19 protein-coding genes are annotated in these 23,217 nt (G+C 68.6%); 3 read left to right on the forward strand and 16 right to left on the reverse strand.

Features of this window, described 5'->3' with window-relative positions; translation table 11 throughout:
• Positions 1 to 7: 7 nt before the first annotated feature.
• The 7 genes from KB879_RS03270 to KB879_RS03300 form a co-directional block, all read right to left on the reverse strand.
• Positions 8 to 334, reverse strand: a complete 327-nt coding sequence (locus KB879_RS03270) for an AzlD domain-containing protein (RefSeq protein WP_013955653.1) — start codon at positions 332 to 334, stop codon at positions 8 to 10.
• A complete protein-coding gene (locus tag KB879_RS03275; protein WP_153955647.1) occupies positions 331 to 1,158 on the reverse strand; it encodes an AzlC family ABC transporter permease in 828 nt (275 codons plus the stop codon). The genes KB879_RS03270 and KB879_RS03275 overlap by 4 nt, the downstream gene beginning before the upstream one ends.
• A 189-nt stretch (positions 1,159 to 1,347) precedes the next feature.
• Entirely contained in the window at positions 1,348 to 2,922 is a 1,575-nt protein-coding gene (gene dacB, locus KB879_RS03280; RefSeq protein WP_211980748.1) for a D-alanyl-D-alanine carboxypeptidase/D-alanyl-D-alanine-endopeptidase, read from the reverse strand.
• 48 nt (positions 2,923 to 2,970) lie between these two features.
• Positions 2,971 to 3,558, reverse strand: coding sequence for a MarR family winged helix-turn-helix transcriptional regulator (locus KB879_RS03285; protein WP_211980749.1), 588 nt, complete (start codon positions 3,556 to 3,558; stop codon positions 2,971 to 2,973).
• Positions 3,555 to 4,706: an ABC transporter substrate-binding protein gene (locus KB879_RS03290; RefSeq protein ID WP_194946887.1), complete on the reverse strand. Its 1,152-nt coding sequence runs from the start codon at positions 4,704 to 4,706 to the stop codon at positions 3,555 to 3,557. Before KB879_RS03290 ends, KB879_RS03285 begins: the two co-directional genes overlap by 4 nt.
• A gap of 50 nt (positions 4,707 to 4,756) precedes the next feature.
• On the reverse strand, positions 4,757 to 6,010 hold the full coding sequence (locus KB879_RS03295; protein ID WP_211980750.1) for a flavin-dependent oxidoreductase: 1,254 nt from the start codon (positions 6,008 to 6,010) through the stop codon (positions 4,757 to 4,759).
• 156 nt (positions 6,011 to 6,166) lie between these two features.
• A complete protein-coding gene (locus KB879_RS03300) occupies positions 6,167 to 6,619 on the reverse strand; it encodes a PACE efflux transporter (RefSeq protein WP_013955659.1) in 453 nt (150 codons plus the stop codon).
• A 111-nt stretch (positions 6,620 to 6,730) separates the two neighbouring features.
• Between KB879_RS03300 and KB879_RS03305 the strand changes: the two genes are divergently transcribed.
• Positions 6,731 to 7,636 carry a LysR family transcriptional regulator gene (locus KB879_RS03305; protein WP_013955660.1) on the forward strand — a complete coding sequence of 302 codons (906 nt, stop codon included), beginning with the start codon at positions 6,731 to 6,733 and terminating at the stop codon, positions 7,634 to 7,636.
• Here the strand turns inward: KB879_RS03305 and KB879_RS03310 are convergent.
• The 4 genes from KB879_RS03310 to KB879_RS03325 are packed head-to-tail and all read right to left on the reverse strand — an operon-like array spanning position 7,623 to position 17,004.
• On the reverse strand, positions 7,623 to 9,101 hold the full coding sequence (locus KB879_RS03310) for an efflux transporter outer membrane subunit (protein WP_211980751.1): 1,479 nt from the start codon (positions 9,099 to 9,101) through the stop codon (positions 7,623 to 7,625). The two genes, KB879_RS03305 and KB879_RS03310, sit on opposite strands and share 14 nt — an antisense overlap.
• 17 nt (positions 9,102 to 9,118) lie before the next feature.
• Entirely contained in the window at positions 9,119 to 12,418 is a 3,300-nt protein-coding gene (locus tag KB879_RS03315; protein WP_211980752.1) for an efflux RND transporter permease subunit, read from the reverse strand.
• Positions 12,419 to 12,420: 2 nt separating this feature from the next.
• Positions 12,421 to 15,543: an MdtB/MuxB family multidrug efflux RND transporter permease subunit gene (locus tag KB879_RS03320; protein WP_211980753.1), complete on the reverse strand. Its 3,123-nt coding sequence runs from the start codon at positions 15,541 to 15,543 to the stop codon at positions 12,421 to 12,423.
• Positions 15,544 to 15,552: 9 nt separating this feature from the next.
• Positions 15,553 to 17,004, reverse strand: a complete 1,452-nt coding sequence (locus KB879_RS03325; protein ID WP_153955654.1) for an MdtA/MuxA family multidrug efflux RND transporter periplasmic adaptor subunit — start codon at positions 17,002 to 17,004, stop codon at positions 15,553 to 15,555.
• Between the two features lie 339 nt (positions 17,005 to 17,343).
• Here KB879_RS03325 and KB879_RS03330 point away from each other — a divergent pair, with 339 nt between their 5' ends.
• Positions 17,344 to 18,087, forward strand: a complete 744-nt coding sequence (locus KB879_RS03330; protein WP_013955665.1) for a response regulator — start codon at positions 17,344 to 17,346, stop codon at positions 18,085 to 18,087.
• Positions 18,088 to 18,139: 52 nt separating this feature from the next.
• Positions 18,140 to 19,411 (forward strand): ATP-binding protein, encoded by a 1,272-nt coding sequence (locus tag KB879_RS03335; protein ID WP_013955666.1) that lies wholly within the window; start codon positions 18,140 to 18,142, stop codon positions 19,409 to 19,411.
• A gap of 28 nt (positions 19,412 to 19,439) precedes the next feature.
• Here the strand turns inward: KB879_RS03335 and plsY are convergent, their stop codons facing one another.
• The 5 genes from plsY to KB879_RS03360 all read right to left on the reverse strand — a co-directional run bounded on the left by plsY (position 19,440) and on the right by KB879_RS03360 (position 23,175).
• Positions 19,440 to 20,048 carry a glycerol-3-phosphate 1-O-acyltransferase PlsY gene (plsY, locus tag KB879_RS03340; RefSeq protein ID WP_013955667.1) on the reverse strand — a complete coding sequence of 203 codons (609 nt, stop codon included), beginning with the start codon at positions 20,046 to 20,048 and terminating at the stop codon, positions 19,440 to 19,442.
• Between the two features lie 122 nt (positions 20,049 to 20,170).
• Positions 20,171 to 20,662, reverse strand: a complete 492-nt coding sequence (locus KB879_RS03345; protein WP_153955656.1) for an aminoacyl-tRNA deacylase — start codon at positions 20,660 to 20,662, stop codon at positions 20,171 to 20,173.
• A 23-nt stretch (positions 20,663 to 20,685) separates the two neighbouring features.
• Complete coding sequence (xerD, locus tag KB879_RS03350) at positions 20,686 to 21,624, reverse strand: site-specific tyrosine recombinase XerD (RefSeq protein ID WP_153955657.1); 939 nt, start codon at positions 21,622 to 21,624, stop codon at positions 20,686 to 20,688.
• Positions 21,621 to 22,100 carry a methylated-DNA--[protein]-cysteine S-methyltransferase gene (locus KB879_RS03355; RefSeq protein WP_013955670.1) on the reverse strand — a complete coding sequence of 160 codons (480 nt, stop codon included), beginning with the start codon at positions 22,098 to 22,100 and terminating at the stop codon, positions 21,621 to 21,623. Before KB879_RS03355 ends, xerD begins: the two co-directional genes overlap by 4 nt.
• 106 nt (positions 22,101 to 22,206) lie before the next feature.
• Positions 22,207 to 23,175, reverse strand: a complete 969-nt coding sequence (locus KB879_RS03360) for a tripartite tricarboxylate transporter substrate binding protein BugE (protein ID WP_013955671.1) — start codon at positions 23,173 to 23,175, stop codon at positions 22,207 to 22,209.
• Positions 23,176 to 23,217 lie beyond the last annotated feature (42 nt).

Consider the following 23,217-nt stretch of genomic DNA (forward strand, 5'->3'; position numbering starts at 1 on the left):
GGGTCCCTTACCCCCCCAGCAAGCGCAACGCCGTATACACGGCCATCCCCACCATAATCATCCCCACCATCTTCCGGGTCAGCAGGTAGAACAACGTGGCCGCAATCCCGGCCATCAGCTTGTCGTTGGAAAACGCCACCGTGAAATGCCCCTGCCAGGTCATCAGGTCCGGCAGGATGATTGCCGCCAGCGCCGCGGCCGGCGCATAGCGCAGCGCCCGCGCGATGCGGTCCGGCACGGTGACATGCTCGCCGGCCATCAGGAACAGCGCGCGCGTGACGATGGTGACGACCGCCATGCCAAGGATGGCAATCCAGATTTCAAGATGGCTCATGCGCGGTCTCCCGGCGGCGTTTCCGGCGCGGCGGCGTTGGTGACCTCGGGGACCTTGGGCTTGCGCCGGCGGATGCCGCGCAGCGCCGCGCGCGCGGCCAGGTCGTCGCTGGCCATGCCGGCCGCGATCGCGCCCACCACCGCCACCACCAGGCTGAGGCGGTACGGCAAGTCGAAGCACAGCAGTGCCAGCACCGCCGACACCACCACTGCCAGCAGCGTCGAGCGCGAGTTGATGGTGGCGATCATCACCGGGATCAGCGCCATGGTGCCCGCCAGCCCCAGGCCCCAGCTGTCTGGGAACAGGCTGGCCAGCACGATGCCGATGATCGACGACAGCTGCCACATGCAGAAGTTGGTCAGCGCCATGCCCCAGAAATAGCCTTCCTTGCCGGGCTCGTAGCCGGGCGTGCTGTACTTCTGCAGGAAGTAGACGAAGTGCAGGTCGCCGTTGAAAGAACCCAGGATGGTGCGCCGCCATAGCGGCATGTAGCTGAAGTGCGGCTGCATGCCGGCGCTGAAGATCACGAAGCGCAGGTTGACCACGGCCGCGGTCAGCCAGATGGTCCACAGCGGCAGGCCCGCGGCGAACAGCGGCAGCACCGCCAACTGCGCCGAGCCGGCGTAGACCAGCAGCGACATGCCGATGGCTTCGGGCACGGTCATCACGGATTTGCTCATCGCCACGCCGGTCACCAGGCCCCAGGAGAAGACCGCGGGCAGGGACGGGGCAAAGTAGCGCGCGCCGTCGATAAAGCCGGCGCGTTCGGCGGGTGCGAAGCGATGCCAGAGGCGCAACCACACCGGGGGTTGTCGGGAAGTCATGTCAGAGGGCGAGGGGGCAATGCAGGCCCGGGGCCGAGGGCCGGCCCGGAAGGCTGCCGCCGCAGGACGCGGCCGGCACCCTGGCATTATAGGGGCGGATCGGGCGCTGGTAAGTGTCCGCTTAACAAAATGCGGCCGCGGCGTTGGCGCCAGGCCACGGCGCCGCGCAGCAGCCCGCCCGGCGCGGACTCAGGGTGCGCCGCGGTACACCCATTGCAGCAGGGCGTCGTGTGCTTCCAGCGCCTGCGCGGCGTTGGGATCGTTGATCATGCTGACCACCACGTAGCGGCCGCCGTCGGCAGCATCCACATAGCCGGCCAGCGCGCGCACGTCGGCCAGCGTGCCGGTCTTCAGGTAGCCGTTGCCGGCCGCGTTGGCGCGCGTCAGGCGGTTGCGCAGCGTGCCGTCGACGCCCAGCACCGGCAGCGAATCGATCAGCACCGGCCCCACGTTGCTGGCCGCGGCCTGCTGCAGCAGGCGCGCCATGTCATAGGCGCTGATGCGTTCCTCGCGCGACAGGCCCGAGCCGTTGTCCAGCACCAGGCCGGGCATGTCCAGCCCCTGGCGCGCCAGCCAGCGCTGCACCACGCGGGTCGAGCGGGCCGTGCTGGCCGGGCCGCCGCGGTCCATTTCGGCGCCGATGGTCAGGAACAGCTGGCGTGCCATCACGTTGTTCGAGAACTTGTTGATGTCGCGCACGATGTCCGCCAGCGGCAGGCCGTAGTGGCGCGCCAGCAGCACCGCGCCGCGCGGCACCTTGCCGCTGCGCAGCCCGGGCAGATGGGCAAAGCGCCCGCCGGCGCGCTGCCACTCGGCGACGAAGCCGCCCCAGGTGAATTCCGCGTGCGACAGCGTGGCGATATTGAGCACGTGCTCGCCGCAGTCGCTGGCATAGTTGCCCGAGAACGACGCCAGCACGGTGCCGTCCGCCTGCGGCAGCACGCTCGGGCTGGCGCTGGACTGCCAGTCGCCGCAGCGGCCGTTGGTCAGCGTCAGCCGGTTGTCCAGCTTGAGCTGGGCCAGCTCGGGCGTGACGCTGACTGCCACGGTCTGGCTGGCCGGGTCCGGCGTCAGCGTGAATGACAGCGTCTTGAACGCATAGAGCAGTGCATCCGGGCCGACGTTGTAGGCGCGCTGCACCTCGCCGTCGATGGTGCCGTTGCCGTCCAGGCCATCGGCAAAGTAGCTGCGGTCCAGCACCAGGTCGCCGTTGATGCCTGTGGCGCCCGCGGCGCGTGCCTTCGCCACCAGCTTAGCCATTTCCTCGGGCACCAGCTTGGGGTCGCCGTGGCCGCGCAGGTAGACATTGCCGTTGACGGTGCCGTCGAAGCCGGGCTGGGCATCGGCGTAGAGCGAGGTCTGCCAGCGGTAGTCGGGCCCCAGCAGCTGCAGCCCGGCAAAGGTGGTGACCAGCTTCATGGTCGAGGCCGGATTCATCGGCTGCTGCGCATTCCAGCTGGCGCGGGCGGTGCCCGCGCCCAGCCTGACCACGTAGAAGCTGGCGGCCGAGGCCGGCACGCCGGCGCGGCGCAGCGCCGCGGCCACCGGGGCCGGCACGCCGGCGCTCACCAGTGCGGGATCGGCAGCGGTTTTCGCGGCGGTGGCCGCCTTGGCGGGCGCTTTGGCTTGCGCCGGGGTGAGTGCGGGACCGCCGGCCAGCAGCACGGCGGCAAGGATGGGCGAGAGCAGTGGCGACAGGCGGCGCAGCAGGGCGCCGGGTCGCGATGCAGTAGGCGCGGCGATTGGTCTTGGCATGGCGGCCATGTTAACGCATGGCCGCTGGCAGGCGGGTGACAGTCTTGCCGGTCGCTCTCAGCCGGCGCGCGGCGGCGCCAGCCGTGCCAGCAGCGACTTCAACGTGGCCTGCTCGGTATCGGTCAGCGCCGAGCCGACGTGCGCGTCGTGCGCCACCACCGCCTGCGTGGCGGCTTCCAGCGTGCGGCGGCCGGCGGCCGTCAGCACCAGGCTGTAGGCGCGGCGATCCCCGGCTGCCGGGCGGCGCGCCACCAGGTTCATCTCTTCCAGCGCGTCGACCAGAAGCACTGCCCCGGAGCGGGCGATGCCGAGGATCTGCGCCAGCTCGGTCAGCTTCAGGTGCGGGTTGCGCGAGATGATGATCAGCGCCGAAAAGCGCGGTGGCGTGATCTGCCACTGCGCCAGTGACAGCACGAAGTCTTCATAGATGCGGATCTGCGCGCGGCGGATGGCGTAGCCGATCAGGTTGTCGAGCACGCCATAGTCGATATTCGGCACATGCGGGTCGAAACCGGCATCGGCACCGGCGCTTGCGGCCGGATCCGGCGCGAGCGGGTCCGGCGCCTTGCGCCGCGCGGACGCGGCGGTGGTGCTGCGCGGGCGCGGGGGCGCGGCGGGCGGTGTGCCGGATGCGTCGGGATTCATTTCAGCAGTTTCCAGTTGCCGTTGTCGATGGTCAGCATAACCCGCCCGCGCTGGTCGAAGCCATAGTGGTCTTGCCCACTGTAATTCAGCACGCCGTGCGAGACCACGATGTCGCGCTCGGTCTCCAGCGCCTGCCGCAGCGCCTGGCGGAACGCCGGCGTCCCCGGCTTGGCATGCTTGAGCGCCACCGGCACGATGCGCTCCAGCACCAGCCCGGCGTCGTAGGCATGGGCGCCGAACTGGGTGCGGCTGTCGGCGCCGTACTGCTTCTCATAGCGGGTGACGTAGTCCAGCCCCGGCTTGCGCACCGGGTCGCCCGCGGGCAATTGCTCCGGCACGATCACCGGCCCGGCCGGCAGGATTGCGCCATTGACCATGCGCCCGCCGATGCGGATCAGGTCCTTGGTGGCCGCGCCGTGGGTGTGGTAGATGGTGCCGCCGTAGCCGCGCTCGCGCAGCGTGGTGTGCGGCAGCGCGGCGCCGGTGCCGGCGCCGGCGATCAGGATGGCGTCGGGTTTGGCGGCAATCAGCTTGATGGCCTGCGCGGTCACGCTGGTATCGGCGCGGCCGTAGCGCTCGGTGGCGATCAGGCGGATGCCGTTGGCACTGGCGGCGGCGGTGAAGTCCTTCAGCCAGGTCTCGCCGTAGGCATCGGCGAAGCCGATAAAGCCGATGGTCTTGACGCCGTTGGTCTTGGCGGTGGCGGCCACGGCATTGGCCATCAGCCGCACCGGCTGCGCCAGCCGGAAGGTCCAGGCGCCGCGCCCGGGCTTGAGCTCAATCGGCGAGAACGCCAGCTGCACAGTCTGGGCTTCATCGGCCACCTCGGCAATGGCGATCGACGGCGCCACCGCGGACGAGCCCAGGATGATGTCGACCTTGTCCTCGGAGACAAAGCGGCGCGCCACCTTGGCGCCCTGCGTGGGGTCCGACGCATCGTCCAGCACGATGTAGCGCACCGCCTCGCCGCCGATCTTCTGCGGCAGGTAGGCCAGCGAGTTCTTCTGCGGGATGCCCAGCGACGCCGATGGGCCGGTGGTGGACAGGCTGACGCCGACGGTGATGTCGGCCAGCGCGCTGCCGGCGCTGAAGGCGAGGGCCGCGGCCAGCGCGAGGCGGGCCAGCTTGGTGGTGGTCAGGGGCGCCATGGTGTCTCCTCTCTCGATGGTCTTGTTCTGCATGTCAAACCTGCCGGATCCTACCGGTTGCCTTGCATCGACTGCCGGTCGAATCCCGCCAGCTGCTTGTACCGCAGCGAAATCGCCTCCAGTTCGGCGCGCGGGATCACCTGGTCGATGTCGGCAAAGCCCTGCGGCGCACGTTCCTCGGCCAGCTGCATCACTTGCTCGGGTCCGTTCATGCGGTTGCGCAGCACGATGCCGGCGGTGCGCGGCAGGCGCTCGGCCTCGTATTCGCGCAGCGCGTAGCCGGTGTCGGGCGTGCCGAGCAGGCTGTCGACCAGGTAGCGCGCGTCCAGGATGGCCTGGGCGCTGCCGTTCGAGCCGATCGGGTACATCGGGTGCGCGGCGTCGCCCAGTAGCGTGACGCAGTCGAAGGTCCAGCGCGGCAGTGGGTCCTTGTCGACCATCGGGAATTCGTAGATCGCCTGGGCACCGTCGATCAGCGCGGGGATGTCGATCCAGTCCCACTTCCAGTCGGCAAACGCGGCGCAGAACACGGATTTGTCGACCTGCTTGTTCCAGTCGCTGCGCGGCGGGGTGTCGGGAACGCTGTCGGGCACGCGCAGCTCGGCGATCCAGTTGACCAGCGAGCGGCCCTGGCGGCGCAGCGGTTCCGAGATCGGATAGGCCACGAACTTCTGGTCCTGGTGCCCGGCCATGAACATCGAGCGCCCGTCCAGGTAGGGCGGCGCCTCGGTGACCGCGCGCCACAGCAGGCGGCGCGAAAAACGCGGCAGGTCGCCGGTGGGGTAGAAGTGGCGGCGCACAGCCGAGTGGATGCCATCGGCGCCGACTAGCACATCGGCGCTGGCTTCGACCTCGGCATTGTCGCTGCGGCGGCGCAGGCCAAAGCGCGCCTGTCCGCCCGCGCCGGTGTCCAGCACGGTCTCGAAGCTATGGCCGGTATGCACTGCGCTGGCGCCCAGGCGCTCCACCACGGTACGGTGCAGCAGCATCTGGAATTCGCCGCGATGGATCGAGAACTGCGGCCAGTCATAACCGGCCGCCAGCCCGCGTGGCTCATGCCAGATGCGCTGGCCGCGCTTGTTGTAGTAGGAGAGCGACGAGGTCTCGATGGCGATATCCGCCAGCGCGTCGCGCAGTCCCAGCTCGGACAGGATGCGCACGGCGTGCGGCAGCAGGTTGATGCCCACGCCCAGCGGGCGCAGCGTTTCGCTGGCCTCCCAGACCTCGGCCTCGATGCCGTGGCGTTGGCACAGCAGCGCCAGCGTCAGTCCGCCGATGCCGCCACCGGCGATTGCGATCTTCATGTTGTCTCCCCCGCGTGCAGGATGCGCCGGTACGCAAGCGCGGGCGCGCTGCCCCCGGTCGAATTGGATTTGTTATGGAGTATAACAATTTGACCGGTCGCGGCAAGACGGGGAAGTCCCCGGAGTGACGCCTCCGGGGTCAGGAAAAACCCGCGCTCAGCCGAGCGCGGCGCCTTCCGGCTTGGCTTGTGCCTGCAGCGAAGGCACCGGGAAGACAAGGTCGTACAGCCAGTTGTACACGAGCGCGTAGACCATGTAGAAGCCGGCCACGGCGAGGTCCATGATGAGCGCGTCGAACAGGCTGATGCCCAGGTACCAGGCCACCGACGGCAGGAACACCACCAGCAGGCCCAGTTCGAACAGCACGGCGTGCAGCACGCGCACCGGCAGCGACTTGCGCAGCTGGCCGGTGAACCGCAGCATGCCCTTGTCGAACAGCACGTTGTACAGGTAGTTCCAGCCGGTGGCGATCAGCGAGGCGACCGCGCCGATCACGCCCATCTCATGCAGTTCATAGCCGAAGGCCCAGCTGGCCACCGGCGCGAAAATCAGCAGGCCGACCACCTCGAAGCCGATGGCGTGGCGAATCCGGTCCCAGGTCTTGCGCATCGTTGCTCTCCTTGCGTGTCAAACGCGATGGGAGCTAGTCTATCTGCTGGGTAGGGATTGCCAAGTTGGATACTATCTGCAAAACAGATGGATAAACATTGAAAGTTATTTATGAGCCTCTCCATCGAGCAATTGCAGGCATTCGTCGCGGCGGCTGACACCGGTTCGTTCTCGGCCGCCGCGCGCCGGCTGGGCAAGGCGCAGTCGGTGGTCAGCGCGGCGGTGTCCAACCTGGAAATCGACGCCGGCAACGCGCTGTTCGACCGCGCCGGCCGTTACCCGGTACTGACTCCCGCGGGCGAGCGGCTGCTGGCCGAGGCGCGCGTGATCCTGGAGCGCTGCGAACACTTCCGCGGCGTGGCCAAGAGCCTGGGCGAGGGCGTGGAGACGCGGCTGGTGCTGGCGGTGGACGAGCTTTATCCGGAAGAGACGCTGGGCATGCTGCTGGAAGAATTTTCCAGCCGCTTCCCGGCGGTGGAGCTTGAGCTGCTGTTTCCGTTGATGGAGGACGTCAGCCGACTGGTGCTGGAAGGCGGCGCCGACCTCGGCATCATGTGGCGGCAGGAGGTGCTGCCGCCGGCGCTGGGCTTCCATGCGCTGGGCTGGGTGCCGATGCAGATCCTGTGCGCGCCCGAGCATCCGCTGGCCGGCCAGCGCGTGGACTGGGAGGAACTGAAGCGCTACCGCCAGCTGATGGTCGCAACCCGCTCAGACAGCGAAGAGAAGATGCGCCTGCGCGTGGCCGCGGACGTGTGGTGGGTGGAAAGCCAGTGGGTGATCGTGGAGCTGGTCAAGCGCGGGCTGGGCTGGGCCTTCGTGCCGTGGCACGTGGTGGCCAATTCACCGGCCGCGGCGCGGCTGGTGACGCCGCCGCTGGCATTCCAGCAACAGGACTGGCCGGTGGCGATGGAACTGGTCTGGCACAAGCAGCGGCCGCTGGGCAAGGCCGCCACCTGGCTGCGCGAGCGCATCTGCCAACAGCCGCTGCCGCGCGCCCCGGCGGCTAGCGCTGGCTGACGGCCTGGTTCGTACCGGCCTGTGCCGGCGTAGCCTCCGCGCCGGGCGCATGCCAGCCGCCGCCCAGCGCCTTGATCAGCACCACCGCCGCCGTGTACTGGCGGCCGGCGATCGACAGTGCGGTGCGCTCGGCGGTGTAGGCGCTGGTCTGCGCCGTCAGCACGTCGAGCAGGCCAGCGGTGCCGGCGCGGTAGCGGTTGTTCACCAGCGCCAGCGCCTCGCGCGCCGAGCGCAGCGCGTCGTTCTGCACCACCGCTTCCTGTTCCAACAGCCGCTGCGCGGCGAGGTTGTCCTCGACTTCCTGGAACGCGCCCAGCACGGTCTGGCGGTAGTTGGCCACGGTCTGGTCGTAGGCCGCCACCGCCTGCGCCTTGGCCGCGCTGCGCAGGCCGCCGTCGAACAGCGTGCCGGCCAGCCCGCCGCCGATCGACCAGATCCGGTCCGGCAGCGACATCCAGCGCGCCAGCGTGCTGGCGGTCAGGCCGCCGCTGGCCGACAGCGACAGGGTCGGGTAGTAGGCCGCCTGCGCCACGCCGATCTGCGCATTAGCCGAGGCCATGCGGCGCTCGGCCGCGCCGATGTCGGGGCGGCGCTCCAGCAGTTGCGACGGCACCGCGGCCGGCACGCGCGGCGGCGCGGTGCGGAAGTCGTCGGCGCCCAGCGTCAGCGCCGCGGGGGCCTTGCCCACCAGCACGGCAATGGCGTGCTCCAGCTGCGCGCGCGTGATCTGGATGTCGATCTGCTGCGCCTGCGCGCTCTTGAGCTGGGTCTCTGACTGCAGCACGTCCGAGCGCTGCGCGGTGCCGGCGGCGTACTGGTTTTGCACCAGCTGCAGGGACTTCGCGTAGTCCGCCACGGTGCGGTCCAGCAGCGCCTTCTGCGCATCGGCCACGCGCAGCAGGAAATAGCTCTGCGCCAGCGTCGCCTGCGTCGACAGCAGCGTCGATGCCAGATCGGCCTGGCTGGCTTGTGCGCTGGCCTCGCTGCTCTCTACCTGGCGCCGCACGCGGCCCCACACGTCGATTTCCCAGGTCGCGCCCAGCGTCACGCTCTGCCCGCTGAGCGTATTGCCGCTGGCGCCGCGCGCGCGCGACGCCCCGGCCTGCGCGTCGACGATCGGGAAGAAGCCGGCGCGCGCCGCCTGCAGCGCGGCCACGGCCTGACGGTACTGCGCCTCGGCGGCCTTGATGTTCTGGTTCGAGATCTGCACCTCGGACATCAGCGCGTCGAGCTGCGCATCGCCGAACACGGTCCACCAGTCGGCGCGTGCCAGCGCATCCTGCGGCTCGGCGGGCTTCCAGTCGCCGCTCCAGGCAGGGGTGGCGGCATCGGCTTCCTTGAAGGATGCGGAGACCGGCGCATCGGGGCGCTGGTAGTCGGGGCCGACGGCGCAGCCGGCCAGCAGCAGGGCGCAGGCCAGCGGCACCGGCAGGGCATGGGTCAGGAAGCGGGAAAGAACTGTCATGTCGAGTCTTCGCAAATCTAGACGGTGGCCGGCTGGTCCGGCGTGCCAGTACCACGGCGGCGCTGGCGCCAGGCCTTGACCTTCAGGCGCCAGCGGTCCAGCGTCAGGTAGACCACCGGCGTGGTGTACAGCGTCAGCAGCTGGCTTACCACCAGCCCGCCGACAATAGAGATGCCCAGCGGCGCGCGCAGCTCGGCGCCGTCGCCGCGGCCGATCGCCAGCGGCACCGCGCCCAGCAGCGCGGCCATGGTGGTCATCAGGATCGGGCGGAAACGCAGCAGGCAGGCGCGGTAGATCGCGTCGCGCGGCGACAGCCCCTCGCGTCGTTCGGCATCGATGGCAAAGTCGATCATCATGATCGCGTTCTTCTTGACGATACCGATCAGCAGGATCACGCCGATCAGCGCGATGATGCTGAAGTCGGTCTTCGATGCCAGCAACGCCAGCAGCGCGCCCACGCCCGCCGAGGGCAGCGTCGACAGGATCGTCAGCGGGTGCACGTAGCTTTCATACAGCACGCCCAGCACGATATAGATCGTGATCAGCGCCGCCAGGATCAGGATCGGCTGGCTCTTGAGCGAGTCCTGGAACGCCTTGGCGCCGCCCTGGAAGTTGGCGCGCAGCGTCTCCGGCACGCCGATGCGCGCCATCTCGCGCGTGATCGCGTCGGTCGCCTGCGACAGCGACATGGCCTCGGCCAGGTTGAACGAGATCGTCGAGGCCGCGAACTGGCCCTGGTGGTTCACGCCCAGCGGCGTGCTGGTCGGGGTCACGCGCGCGAAGGCCGCCAGCGGCACGCGGTTGCCGTTGCCGGTGACCACGTAGATGTCCTTGAGCGCATCCGGCCCCTGCAGGTACTCCTGGCTCAGCTCCATCACCACGCGGTACTGGTTCAGCGGATGGTAGATGGTGGACACCAGCCGCTGGCCGAAGGCATCGTTGAGCACCGCATCCACCTGCTGCGCGGTCACGCCCAGGCGCGAGGCCGCGTCGCGGTCGATGATCACCGAGGTCTGCAGGCCCTTGTCGTTGGTATCGGTGTCGATATCCTCCAGCCCCTTCAAGTTCGACAACGCGGCGCGCACCTTGGGCTCCCACGCGCGCAGCACCTCCAGGTCGTCTGACTGCAGCGTGAACTGGTATTGCGAACTGCTCTGCCGCCCGCCGATGCGGATGTCCTGCACCGACTGCAGGAACAGGCTCGCGCCTGGCTCCTTGGCCAGCTTGCCGCGCAGCCTCGCGATAATCGCGTCGGCCGATTCCTTGCGCTCCGACAGCGGCTTGAGCGTGACGAACATCTGCCCGGTATTGCGCTGCGAGCCGCCGGTAAAGCCGGTCACGTTCTCCACCGCCGGATCCGACCGCACGATGGTGATGAAGTTGTCGAGCTTGCCGCGCATGGCCTGGAACGAGGTGGCCTGGTCGGCGCGGATAAAGCCGATCAGCCGGCCGGTGTCCTGCTGCGGGAAGAAGCCCTTGGGCACGATCACGTACAGGTACACGTTCAGCGCGATGGTGGCGATCAGCACCAGCCACACCAGCGGGCTGAAGCGCAGCGCCGTGGACAGCGAGCGCGCATAGCCGTCGTGCAGCCACTGGAACATGCGCTCGGTGGCGCGGAAGAAGCGGCTCTGCTTCTCCGGCTCGGGCGGGCGCAGCAGGCGCGCGCACATCATCGGCGTGGTGGTCAGCGACACCACCAGCGATACCAGGATCGCCACTGACAGCGTGATCGCGAACTCCTGGAACAGGCGGCCGACAATGCCGCCCATCATCAGCAGCGGGATGAATACCGCGATCAGCGACAGGCTCATCGACAGCACCGTGAAGCCCACTTCGCGCGCACCGCGCAGCGCGGCGGCGAGCGGCTTCATGCCTTCCTCGATATGGCGCGAGATGTTTTCCAGCACCACGATGGCATCGTCGACCACAAAGCCGGTGGCAATCGTCAGCGCCATCAGCGACAGGTTGTTCAGCGAGAACCCGGCCAGGTACATCACCGAGAACGTGCCGATCAGCGACACCGGCACCGCCACGCTGGGGATCAAGGTGGCGCGCACATTGCGCAGGAACACGAACACCACCATGATCACCAGCGCCACCGAGATCATCAGCGTGTGCTCGACCTCGCGCAGCGAGGCGCGGATGGTGGGCGTGCGGTCCATCATCACGTCCATCGAGATTGCCGCCGGGATCATCTTCTGCAGGTTCGGCAGCATCTCGTTGACGCGGTCGACGGTCTCGATGATGTTGGCGCCGGGCGAGCGGTTCAGCACCAGCAGCACCGACGGCTTGCCGTTGGCCGAGCCGGCATTGCGGATGTCCTGCACCGAGTCGACCACATTGGCCACGTCGTGCAGCCGCACCGGCACCGCGAACGAGTTGGGGCCGCTGGTGGCACTGGTGCCGCCGGTGGCGCCGCTGGTGATGGTGGTGGTGCCGCTGCTGGTGGTCAGCGTGGTCACGGTGACGCCGTTGACCACCTTGGTGCTGACGCCGCCGCTGGCGGCGGCGTTGGCCGTGCTGGCAATCAGCGCGCCCGCCGACGTCGACGAGAAGGTTCCTGGCGTGGCATAGCGGATGATCAGCGGCATGTAGTCTTCCGCCTTCATCGCCTGGTCGTTGGCATAGACCTGCCAGTTGTTGGCGGCGTTCTCCAGCGTGCCCAGCGGCCGGTTGGCATTGGTAGCGCTGATGGTGTTGCGCACGTCCTCCAGCGAGATGCCGTAGTGGTTCAGCGCAGTCGGGTTCAGCTCCACCCGCACCGCCGGCAGCGAGGCCCCGCCGATGGTGACCTGGCCCACGCCATCGACCTGCGACAGCTTCTGCGCCAGGATGGTCGAGGCCGCGTCGTACAGCTGCCCGCGCGTCATGGTCGGCGAGGTCAGCGCGATGATCATGATCGGCGCGTCGGCCGGGTTGACCTTGCGGTAGGTCGGGTTGTTGGGCAGGCTGGTCGGCAGCGTCGCGCGCGAGGCGTTGATCGCCGCCTGCACGTCGCGCGCGGCGCCGTCGATATTGCGCGACAGGTCGAACTGCAGCGTCACCCGGGTAGAGCCGAGCGAGCTGCTCGACGTGATCTCGGTCACGCCGGCGATGGTGCCGAGCGCGCGCTCGAGCGGCGTGGCCACGGTGGCGGCCATCGTTTCCGGGCTCGCACCCGGCAGCGACGCCGATACCGAGATGGTCGGGAAATCCACCTGCGGCAGCGGCGACACCGGCAGCAGCCGCAGCGCGGCCAGTCCCGCCAGCAGGATGCCGAGCGTCAGCAGCGCGGTCGCGACGGGGCGGTGGATGAAGGCAGCCGAGAGATTCATCGTTACACCGGCTCCTCGCCGGTACCGCCTTCCTCCGGATCGCCGAAGCGCCGCTTGCGCCAACCCTTCACGCGCGTGGCGATGCGGTCGAAGGCCAGGTAGATCACCGGCGTGGTGAACAGCGTCAGCACCTGGCTGACCAGCAGGCCGCCCACCATGGTCACGCCCAGCGGCCGGCGCAGCTCGCTGCCGATGCCCGAGCCCAGCATCAGCGGTAGCGCCGCCAGCAGGGCCGCCATGGTGGTCATCAGGATCGGGCGGAAGCGCAGCAGGCAGGCCTGGAAGATCGCGTCGCGCGGTTTCATGCCGCCCTCGCGCTCAGCCTCGAGCGCGAAGTCGATCATCATGATCGCGTTCTTCTTGACGATGCCGATCAGCAGGATGATGCCGATGATCGCGATGATGCCCAGGTCCTGGCCCGCCACCAGCAGCGCCAGCAGCGCGCCCACGCCGGCAGACGGCAGTGTCGACAGGATGGTGACCGGGTGGATGGTGCTTTCATACAGCACGCCCAGCACAATATACATCGTCACCACCGCGGCCAGGATCAGCCACAGCGTGTTCGACAGCGACGCGCGGAAGGCCAGCGCGGCGCCCTGGAAGCTGGTCTGCATCGAGATCGGCAGGCCCAGTTCGTGTTCCACCTTGGTGATCTTGTCGACCGCGGCGCCCAGCGATTCGCCGTGCGCGAGGTTGAACGAGATCGTCGCCGCCGGGAACTGGCCCTGGTGGTTGACCACCAGCGGGCCGGTGCGCTCCGTGATGCGCGCAAACGAGCCGAGCGGCACTTGCCCGCCGGAAGAGGAGGGCAGGCGCAGGTCGGCCAGCGACTGCGGGTTCTTGCGGAATTCCGGCATGGTCTCCAGCACCACGCGGTACTGGCTCGCCTGCGTGAAGATGGTCGACACCAGCCGCTGGCCGAAGGCGCTGTACAGCGCGCTGTCGATCACCGCGGTGGTGATGCCGAAGCGCGCCGCGGCGTCGCGGTCGATATCGACATAGGCGCGCAGGCCGTTGTTCTGCTGGTCGCTGGTGACATCGCGCAGCTCGGGTTCCTGGCGCAGGCGTTCCACCAGTTTTGGCACCCATGTTGCCAGCGTCTCGGGATCCGGATCCTCCACGGTGAACTGGTACTGCGTGCGCGAGACCTTGTCCTCGATGGTCAGGTCCTGCACCGGCTGCGTGAACAGCGACACGCCGCCGAGGTCATGCACCGCCTGCTGCAGCCGCTGTGTGACCACCTCGATCGGATCGCGTTCGCCCTTGGGCTTGAGGTTGATCAGCATGCGCCCGGCGTTGAGCGTGGTGTTGGTGCCGTCCACGCCGATAAACGACGACAGGCTTGCCACGGCCGGGTCCTGCATCACCACCTTGGCCACGGCCTGCTGCCGGCGCGCCATGGCGTCGAACGAGGTGGTCTGGGCGGCTTCCGTAATACCCTGGATAACGCCGGTGTCCTGCACCGGGAAGAAGCCCTTGGGTACCAGCAGGTACAGCAGCACGGTCAGCACCAGCGTGGCCACGGCCACCACCAGCGTGGCCTTCTGGCGGTCCAGCACCCACTCCAGCGCGCGGCCGTAGCGGTCGATCACGTTGTCGAAGAAGCGGCCGCTGGCGCGGTGAAAGCGCGACAGCTTCTCTTCCGGCACGTGGTGCAGCAGGCGCGCGCACATCATCGGCGTGAGCGTCAGCGATACCACCGCCGAGATCAGGATCGACACTGCCAGCGTGATCGCGAACTCGCGGAACAGGCGCCCCACCACATCGCCCATGAACAGCAGCGGGATCAGCACTGCCACCAGCGAGAAGGTCAGCGAGATGATGGTGAAGCCAATCTGCTTGGAACCCTTGAGCGCCGCCGCCATCGGCGAATCGCCTTTCTCGATGTAGCGCATGATGTTCTCGATCATCACGATCGCATCGTCGACCACGAAGCCGGTGGCGATGGTCAGTGCCATCAGCGTCAGGTTGTTGATCGAGAACCCGGCCAGGTACATCACGCCGAAGGTGCCCACCAGCGACAGCGGCACCGCCACGCCCGGGATGATGGTCGCCGGTATATTGCGCAGGAACAGGAAGATCACCAGCACCACCAGCGCGATCGCCAGCAGCAGCTCGAACTGCACATCCTCGACCGAGGCGCGGATGGTGGTGGTGCGGTCGGTCAGTAGCTGCACGTGGACCGAGGCCGGCAGCGCGTTCTGCAGCTGCGGCAGCAGCGCCTTGATGCGGTCCACCACTTCGATCACGTTGGCGCCCGGCTGGCGCTGGATGTTCAGCACGATCGCGGGCTTGTCATTGGCCCAGGCCGCCAGGCGGCTGTTCTCGGGGCCGTCGACGATCTCGGCCACGTCGGTGATGCGGATCGGCGCGCCGTTCTTGTAGCCCAGGATGATCTGGCGATATTCGTCGGCCGAGCGCAGCTGGTCGTTGGCATCGATGGTGGAGGCGCGTGCCGGGCCATCGAAGCTGCCCTTGGCGCCGTTCACGTTGGAGGCGCCGATGGCGGTGCGCAAGTCGTCGATCGACATGCCCAGCGAGGCCAGCGCGGTCGGGTTGGCCTGGATGCGCACCGCGGGGCGCTGACCGCCGCTGATGGTGACCAGGCCCACGCCCTGGATCTGCGAGATTTTCTGCGCCACGCGCGTGTCGACCATGTCCTGCAGCTTGGGCAGCGGCATGGTGTCCGAGGTCATGGCGATGGTCATGATCGGCGCGTCGGCCGGGTTGACCTTGCTGTAGACCGGCGGCATCGGCAGGTCGGATGGCAGCAGGTTGCTGCCGGCGTTGATGGCGGCCTGCACCTCCTGCTCGGCCACGTCCAGCGGCAGCGTCAGCTCGAACTGCAGCGTGATCACCGAGGCGCCGCCCGACGAGGACGACGACATCTGCTTCAGGCCCGGCATCTGGCCGAACTGGCGCTCCAGTGGCGCTGTTACCGACGAGGTCATCACGTCGGGGCTGGCACCGGGGTAAAGCGTGGTGACCTGGATGGTCGGGTAGTCGACCTCGGGCAGCGCCGACAGCGGCAGCAGCCGGTACGCCACCAGCCCGGACAGCAGGATGGCCAGCATCAGCAGCGCCGTGGCGACCGGGCGCTCGATGAAGAGGCGTGAGGGGTTCATGCGGTGTCCTTACTGCTGCGCGCCGCTGGCGGGCGGGGCGCTGGCGCCGGCGTCGCGGTGGCGGCGATGTTCGCCGGCCGCGCCGGAGGCTGCGGCCCCGCTGGCGTCGGCGTGCGCGCCGCTGGCACCGCCGCCGTCCCGGTTGCGTCGGCCGCGCCCGCGCGGCTGGCTGGCCGGCACCACCGCGGCGGCGCGCGCGGCCGGATCGACGGCCTCCACCGTCATGCCTTCCTTGAGGCGGTCGGCGCCGTCCACCACCACGCGCTGGCCGGGCTCCAGGCCCTTGAGCACGGCGTTGCGGCTGCCGTCGCCCGGGCCGAGCGTGACCACCTGCACCTTGACCTTGCTGGCCTCGTCCACGGTGTAGACAAAGGTGCCCTGCTGGCCGCGCTGGATTGCGGCCACCGGGATCACGGTGGCGTCCCTGAGGGTATCGACGCGCGTGCGCACGTTGACGAACTGGTTGGGGAACAGCATGCCGTCTTCATTGGGGAAGACCGCCTTGAGCTTGACCGTGCCGGTGGTGGTGTCGATCTGGTTGTCGGTGGTCAGCAGCGTGCCTTCGCCCAGCTGGTTGCGCACCTGGCGGTCCCAGGCCTGCACCGGCAGCTTTTCGCCGGCGTTGAGCTTCTTCAGCACCGAGGGCAGGTTGTCCTCGGGGATGGTGTACATCACGGCAATCGGCTGGATCTGCGTGATCAGCGCGATGCCGTTGGTGTCGCCGGTATTGACGATATTGCCCGGGTCGACCTGGCGCAGGCCGATGCGGCCCGACACCGGCGCCACGATCCTGGTGTAGCCCAGCTGCAGGCGCGCGTTGGCGACATTGCCCTGGTCGGTCTTGACCACGCCCTCGTACTGGCGCACCAGCGCGTCCTGGGTATCGACCTGCTGCTTGGAGATCGAATCCTGGCCCAGCAGGGTGCGGTAGCGCTGCTGGTCCAGCCTGGCGTTCTGCAGCAGCGCCTGGTCGCGCGCCAGCTGGCCCACGGCCTGGTCCAGCGCGGCCTGGAACGGGCGCGGGTCGATCTCGGCCAGCACGTCGCCGGCCCTGACCATCTGGCCTTCCTTGAACAGCACCTTGAGCAGCGGGCCGGACACCTGCGCGCGCACGGTGACGTTGGACACCGGGGTCACATTGCCCAGGCCATTGAGCACCACGTCCATATCGCGCTTGGCCACGGTGGCGACCACCACGGGCGAGCGCGGCATGCCGGGGCCACCGGCGCCACCCCGCGCGCCCGGGCCGCTGGCACCCCGCTGCGCGCCTGCCGCCCCGGTCGCCTCCTGCGGCGCCTGGCCGCGATGGGCATACCAGTACCAGGCGCCCCCCACGAGCAGCAGCACCAGCACGCCGGCGGTCAGCCGGCGCCGGCCGGTGCGCCGCGGCGGAGTGCCCTCGGGCGGACGCGAAGACGGGGTCGGGGTGGGGGTAGGCTGGCCTTGTTCGGGGTTGGACATGTACGCAAATCCTGGGGGCGGCGCGCGCGGCGCGCCGGCAATGTTCGGTCTGGCAAGTGACGATGCAGCAGTATGCCGCAACGCCACGGGCGCCGGCCTGCCGCGTGGGAGGGCACGCCGCGGGGTGGCCGGCAGGCCGGCAAGTGCCGTGTGGCGCGCAATGCGGCGGCGCCAGTGGCACGTCATGCCGCAAGGATAATGTGCGGGCCCGGACGCCCGTATTTCGGCGCCCGGCGCTTTTATTACAGCGGATTACCAGCGCCCCGGGTGTAACCTCCGGAAACAAAACCGCCCGGCCAAACCGGCATGTGTGGCGCCGGGGCTGACTATCATGTGCCTATGCGAACGAACCAGCCTACCCAGATCCTCGTCGTCGACGACGATCCCGAACTTCGCGACCTGCTGCGCGAGTACCTGACCCAGCAGGGTTTTGCCGTCTCGGTGATGCATGACGGCGACGGCCTGCAGGCGCGCCTGGAGCGCGAGCGCCCCGCGCTGATCGTGCTGGACCTGATGATGCCCAAGGTCGACGGCCTGACCGCGCTGCGCAACCTGCGCGCCAAGAACGACGATATCCCGGTGATCCTGCTCACGGCCCGCAGCGACGAGATCGACCGCATCGTCGGGCTTGAGATCGGCGCCGACGATTACCTTGGCAAGCCGTTTTCGCCGCGCGAACTGCTGGCGCGCATCAATGCCGTACTGCGGCGCAAGCTGGCGCGCCCGGCGGCGGCGCCCGAAGACCGCGAATCGGTCGCCTTCGGCCCGTTCCGCGTCAATTTCCGCCAGCGCACGCTGACCCGTGCCGGCCAGACGCTGTCGATCAGCGATACCGAGTTTGCGCTGCTCAAGCTGCTGCTGATGCATCCGCTCGAAGTGCTGTCGCGCGAGCGCATCGTCGAACTGATGTACGGCAGCGCCAGCGGCATTAGCGACCGCGGCATCGACGTGCAGATCTGGCGCCTGCGCCGGCTGCTCGATGAAGACGCGCAGCGCCCGCGCTATATCCAGACGGTGCGCGGACGCGGCTATACCTTCGTGCCCGACGAAGCGGAAGAGATGTCCGCGGGGCTCCCCGAATAATGGCCGCGGCGCCCGCCCCCTGGCGCCGCTTGCCACCAGATCCTGCTTTGCGATGAAGTTGCGACGTATCGACACCCTGTTCGGCCGCATTGCGCTGCTGATCGCCGCCGTGCTTGTGATCAGCCATTTCTCATGGCTGGCCATCCTGCGCATGGACCGCCGCCAGCAGCAGGTGGACTATTCCGTCGAGCAGATGCTGTTCCAGCTCGACAGCATCGAGCGCGCGCTCGACGCGCGTCCGCCGGCGAAGCTGCCCAGCCTGGTGGAGACGGCCAACACGGCCGACGCCGAAGAGCATGCCACCGTGCCCAAGGGCGGGCGCTCGCGCCGGCTGGTCGAGCAGTTCATCGGCAGGCTGCCGCAGGGCACCGAGATCCGGCTGGAGGACGAAACCACGCCGCGCATCTGGATCAAGCTGCCCAGCCGCGCCCGCTGGATCGCCATGCCGATCCTGTGGGTCCACAATCCGCCGCCCGACAACCGGCTGGTGCCGGGCGTGATGCTGGTGGTGGGCGTGGCCATCATCTTTGCCGTGCTGATCGCCTGGCAGATCCAGCGGCCGGTGCGCGACATGGCCAATGCGGCAGAGCTGCTGTCGCGCCAGCACGCCGTGCCGCCGTTGCGCGAGCGCGGCCCGCATGAGCTGCGCCAGCTGATCGAGCGTTTCAACCGCATGGTGGCCGACCTGGCGCGCATCGACCAGGAGCGCAACACCATGCTGGCCGGCATCGCGCATGACCTGAAGACACCGCTGGCGCGGCTGCGCCTGCGCGCCGAGATGCTGGCCGATCCCAAGGCCGCCGCGGGGGTGACGCGCGACGTGGAGTCCATGTCGGCCATCGTCGAACAGTTCCTGAGCTTCGCGCAGACCAGCGAGTCGACCGCGCGGCCGGTGCCGGTGGACCGGCGCGTCAATGAGCTGGCCGCGTCGCTGGCCGAGCAGGAGCGCCAGGTGGTGCTGTCGCTGGGCGCGGGCGAGGGCTTCCGCATGATCGCCACGCAGCTGGACCGCATCGTCGGCAACCTGGTCGACAACGCCTACGCCTATGGCAAGCCGCCGGTGTGCATTGCGACCGCGCGCACGCCGGAGGGTTACCTGCTGGTGGTGGAGGACCAGGGCGCCGGCATTCCCGAGGATGACAAGGATCGCGCTACGCTGCCCTTTGTGCGGCTGGACCCGGCTCGGGGCGGCAATGCGCATTCCGGGCTGGGGCTGGCGATCGTGGACCGGCTGGTGCGGCAGGCGGGCGGGAAGCTGAACCTGGTGAATGCCGACGGCGGCGGGTTCCGGGTGGAGATGCTGTTTGGGGCAGCCGAGGCCTGAGCCGGCGTCAGGGCTGCCCAGGCTGTTTTCAGACCTTCTTCTTCTCGCCGATCCGACTTTCCTTGCCGGCCAGCAGCTTCGCAATATTCTGCCGGTGCCGCGCAATCAGCAGCACGCTGATCACGAAGATCGCCCCCGTCATCACGTCCACGCCGTTCATCAGCACATGGAAGAACGGCGCGAAGATCGCCGCCACCAGCGCCGCCAGCGACGAGTAGCGGAAGAAGAACGCGATGACCAGCCACGTGGCCAGCGTGCCCAGGCCCAGGATCGGGTCGATGGCCAGCAGGATCCCGGCCGCAGTGGCCACGCCCTTGCCGCCGGCAAAGCGGTGGTACACCGGGAACAGGTGTCCCAGGAAGACTGCCAGCGCCACCATGGCCAGTCCGGTTTCGTTCAGCCCGTAGGCCGGCCCGAAGCGCGCGGCCAGCCATACCGCCAGCCAGCCCTTCAGGGCATCGCCGATCAGCGTCAGGATGGCGGCCTTCTTGTTGCCGGTGCGCAGCACGTTGGTGGCGCCGGGATTGCCGGAGCCATAGGAGTGCGGGTCCGGCAATCCCATCAGCTTGCTGACGACTACAGCGAAGGAAACGGAGCCGATCAGGTAGGCGGCAAGGGCGAAAAGCAGATTGGCCATGTGTAGTGGGGTGTTTTCAGGCTGGCGCGATTGTAGCGCGGCAGGGGCCTCGCTACGTCCGTGACTTCCCGGATTGGCATCGAAGCGTCCCTCGGTTTGCGCGGGGGCGCCCGGTCATGTGCTCAGTCAGGCAGTGCGCATTGCACCGGCTGGGCGTCCACCAGCGTGGCCAGCAGCGTCGGGTCCAGGCTGACCAGGTAGCCGCGGCGCCCGCCGTTGATATAGATGCGCGCCAGCTCCAGCACGGTCGCTTCCACGTAGACCGGCATGCGCTTGCGCGTCCCGAAGGGCGAGGTGCCGCCCACCATGTAGCCGCTGTGGCGCTGCGCCACCTCGGGCTTGCACGGCTGCACGCTCTTGCGGCCGGCCTGGCGCGCCAGGTTCTTGGTCGAGACCGAGCAGTCGCCGTGCATCAGCACCACCAGCGGCTGCGCGCGCTCGTCTTCCATGATCAGGGTCTTGATCACATCGTGCTCGGGAACGCCCAGCTGGCGCGCCGATTCGCCGGTGCCGCCGTGCTCGACATAGTCATACGGATGCTCGCCGAAGGCGACGCCATGCTTGCGCAGGTACTGCGTGGCGGGGGTTTCTGATACGTGCCTGGTCTTGCTCATGACAGTGGTCGCTGCCCGCTTGCTCAGCCGCGCGGATGGTGCTGCTGGTGCAGCTCGCGCAAGCGTTCGCGGGCGACGTGCGTATAGATCTGGGTGGTGGAAATATCGGCGTGGCCCAGCAGCAGCTGCACCACGCGCAGGTCGGCGCCGTGGTTGAGCAGGTGCGTGGCAAAGGCGTGGCGCAGCGTGTGCGGCGACAGCGGCGCGTGCACGCCGGCATCGCGCGCATGGCGCTTGATCAGGTGCCAGAACGCCTGCCGCGTCATGCCTTCGCCGCGCTGCGTGACAAAGAGCGCGTCGCAGGCGCGCCCGGCCAGCAGCTCGGGGCGCGCACTGGCCAGGTAACAGCGCAGCCAGTCGCCGGCCTGCTGGCCGAACGGCACCAGCCGCTCCTTGTCGCCCTTGCCGCCGACCACGCGCGCCACGCCTTCGTTCAGGCCGATCTCGATGGTCTTCATCTGCGTGAGCTCCGACACGCGCAGCCCGCTGGCGTACATCAGCTCCAGCATGGTGCGGTCGCGCAGCCCCAGCGGCGTGTTGGTGTCGGGCGCTTCGAGCAGCGCGTCGACCTGGGACTCGGTCAGGGTCTTGGGGTAGCGCGGCGGCTGCTTGGCGGGGCGCAGCAGCAGGCAGGGGTCGGCTTCGACCAGGTGTTCGCGCAGCGCCCACTGGTAGAAGCGGCGGAACACCGCCAGGCGCCGGTTGGCCGACGAGGCGCGGGTCTGCGTGTGGCGCGCGTTGAAGTAGGCCGACAGCGCGCCGTCGTCCGCGCCCAGCAACTCGCCGCGGTGCTCATGCTGCAGCCAGCGCGCCAGCAGTGTCAGGTCGCGCCGGTAGGCATCGATGGTGTTGCGCGAGAGGCCGTCTTCCAGCCACAGCGCGTCGCAGAAGCGGCTGACCAGTGCCACGTCGGCGTCGCTGGGCGCGGTGGCGATGTCAGGTGGCTGGGCGGCGCCGCTCATATCAGCATGGCGCCCTCATGGCGCAGCAGCCAGCGTTTGACGTCGAGGTAGAAGCCGTCTTCGGCATGGTGCGAAAAGCCGCCGATGCCGCGCGCCGAGACCACGCGATGGCAGGGGATCACGATCGGGAAAGGGTTCTGCCCGCAGGCCTGGCCCACGGCGCGCGGCATCGCGCCGATGGCCTCGGCGATGGTGCCATAGGTGGTCACCGCGCCGCGCGGCACTGCGCTGATGGCCTGCCACACGCGCTGCTGGAAGTCGCTGCCGGCCGGGGCTAGCGGCAGGTCGAAGGCGGCGTCGGGATTGGCGTAGTAGGCCTCCAGCTGCTGCGCGAGCTGTTGCGTCAGCGCGTCCGCCGGGGCGCGCGTCTCGACGTGCTCGGGAAGGTACACGATGGCCCGGATGCGCGCGCCGTCCGTGCGCACCCCGATCTTGCCGAAGGGGGCGGTGAGGATGGCGTCATAGGTGGCGGGCATGGCGGTCAGGCTGGGGCGAATGCTGGATTTTAGTGCTTTTTGGCGCGGGCAAGAATAAAGGGCCGCCTCGCGGCGGCCCTTTGCGGGTGGCGTCACACCAGCCGGATCATTGCTCCAGCTTGATGTTCTGCACCTTCACAAGATTCTTCATCTTGTCGAATTCCTTCTTGATCTCGGCCGCATGCTGCGCCGGCGTGTTGCCCGACGGCTCGGCGCCGGCAGTGCGCAGGCGCTGCTGGAAGTCTTTGTCCTGCAGGGCCTTGACGGCGGCTTCGTTGAGCTTCTTGATGACGTCGTCAGGCGTGCCGGCCGGTGCCACCAGGCCGTACCAGGCCGGGTCGTTCGGCTCCTTCAGGCCCATTTCGCCGAAGGTCGGCACGTTGGGCATGGATTCCAGGCGCTTGTTCCAGGCCACCACGATCGGGCGCAGCTTGCCGGCCTTGATGTAGGGGATCGAAGAGGGCAGGTTGTCGACCATGATCGGCACCTGGCCGGCCAGCACGTCGTTCAGCGCCGGGCCCGCGCCGCGGTACGGGATATGGACCATGAAGGTCTTGGTCGAGACCTTGAACTGCTCGCCCAGCATGTGGCCGAAGCCGCAGGTGCCCGACGAGGCGTACGAATACTTGCCCGGGTTGGCCTTCAGCACGGCCAGGAACTCCTTGTAGTCCTTGGCCGGGAAGTTCGGGTTCACGGCGATCACGTTGGCCACGTTGGCCAGGTTGGTGATGGGCTTGAAGTCCTTGATCGGGTCGTACGACAGCTTGGGGTTGCAGGCCGGGTTCACGGCCATGGTCGAGACCGTGGAGATGCCGATGGTGTAGCCGTCCGGCGCGGCCTTGGCGATCGCGTCGGCACCGATCGAACCACCCCCGCCGGCGCGGTTCTCCACCACTACGGGCTGGCCCAGGATGCGGCTCATCTGGTCCGCGGCGCCGCGGCCGACGATGTCGGTGGTGCCGCCGGGTGCGAACGGAATGATCAGTCGGATCGGCTTGGTGGGGTAGCTCTGCGCCTGCGCCGCGGTGGCGGCGGCGGCCAGGGCCAGGGTCAGTGCGAGTTTGCCAGCTTGCATGAGATCATGTCTCCCGTCAGGAAATCCGGGCAGGATGCCGCC

Source organism: Cupriavidus sp. KK10 (assembly GCF_018223725.1).
Classification (GTDB): domain Bacteria; phylum Pseudomonadota; class Gammaproteobacteria; order Burkholderiales; family Burkholderiaceae; genus Cupriavidus; species Cupriavidus necator.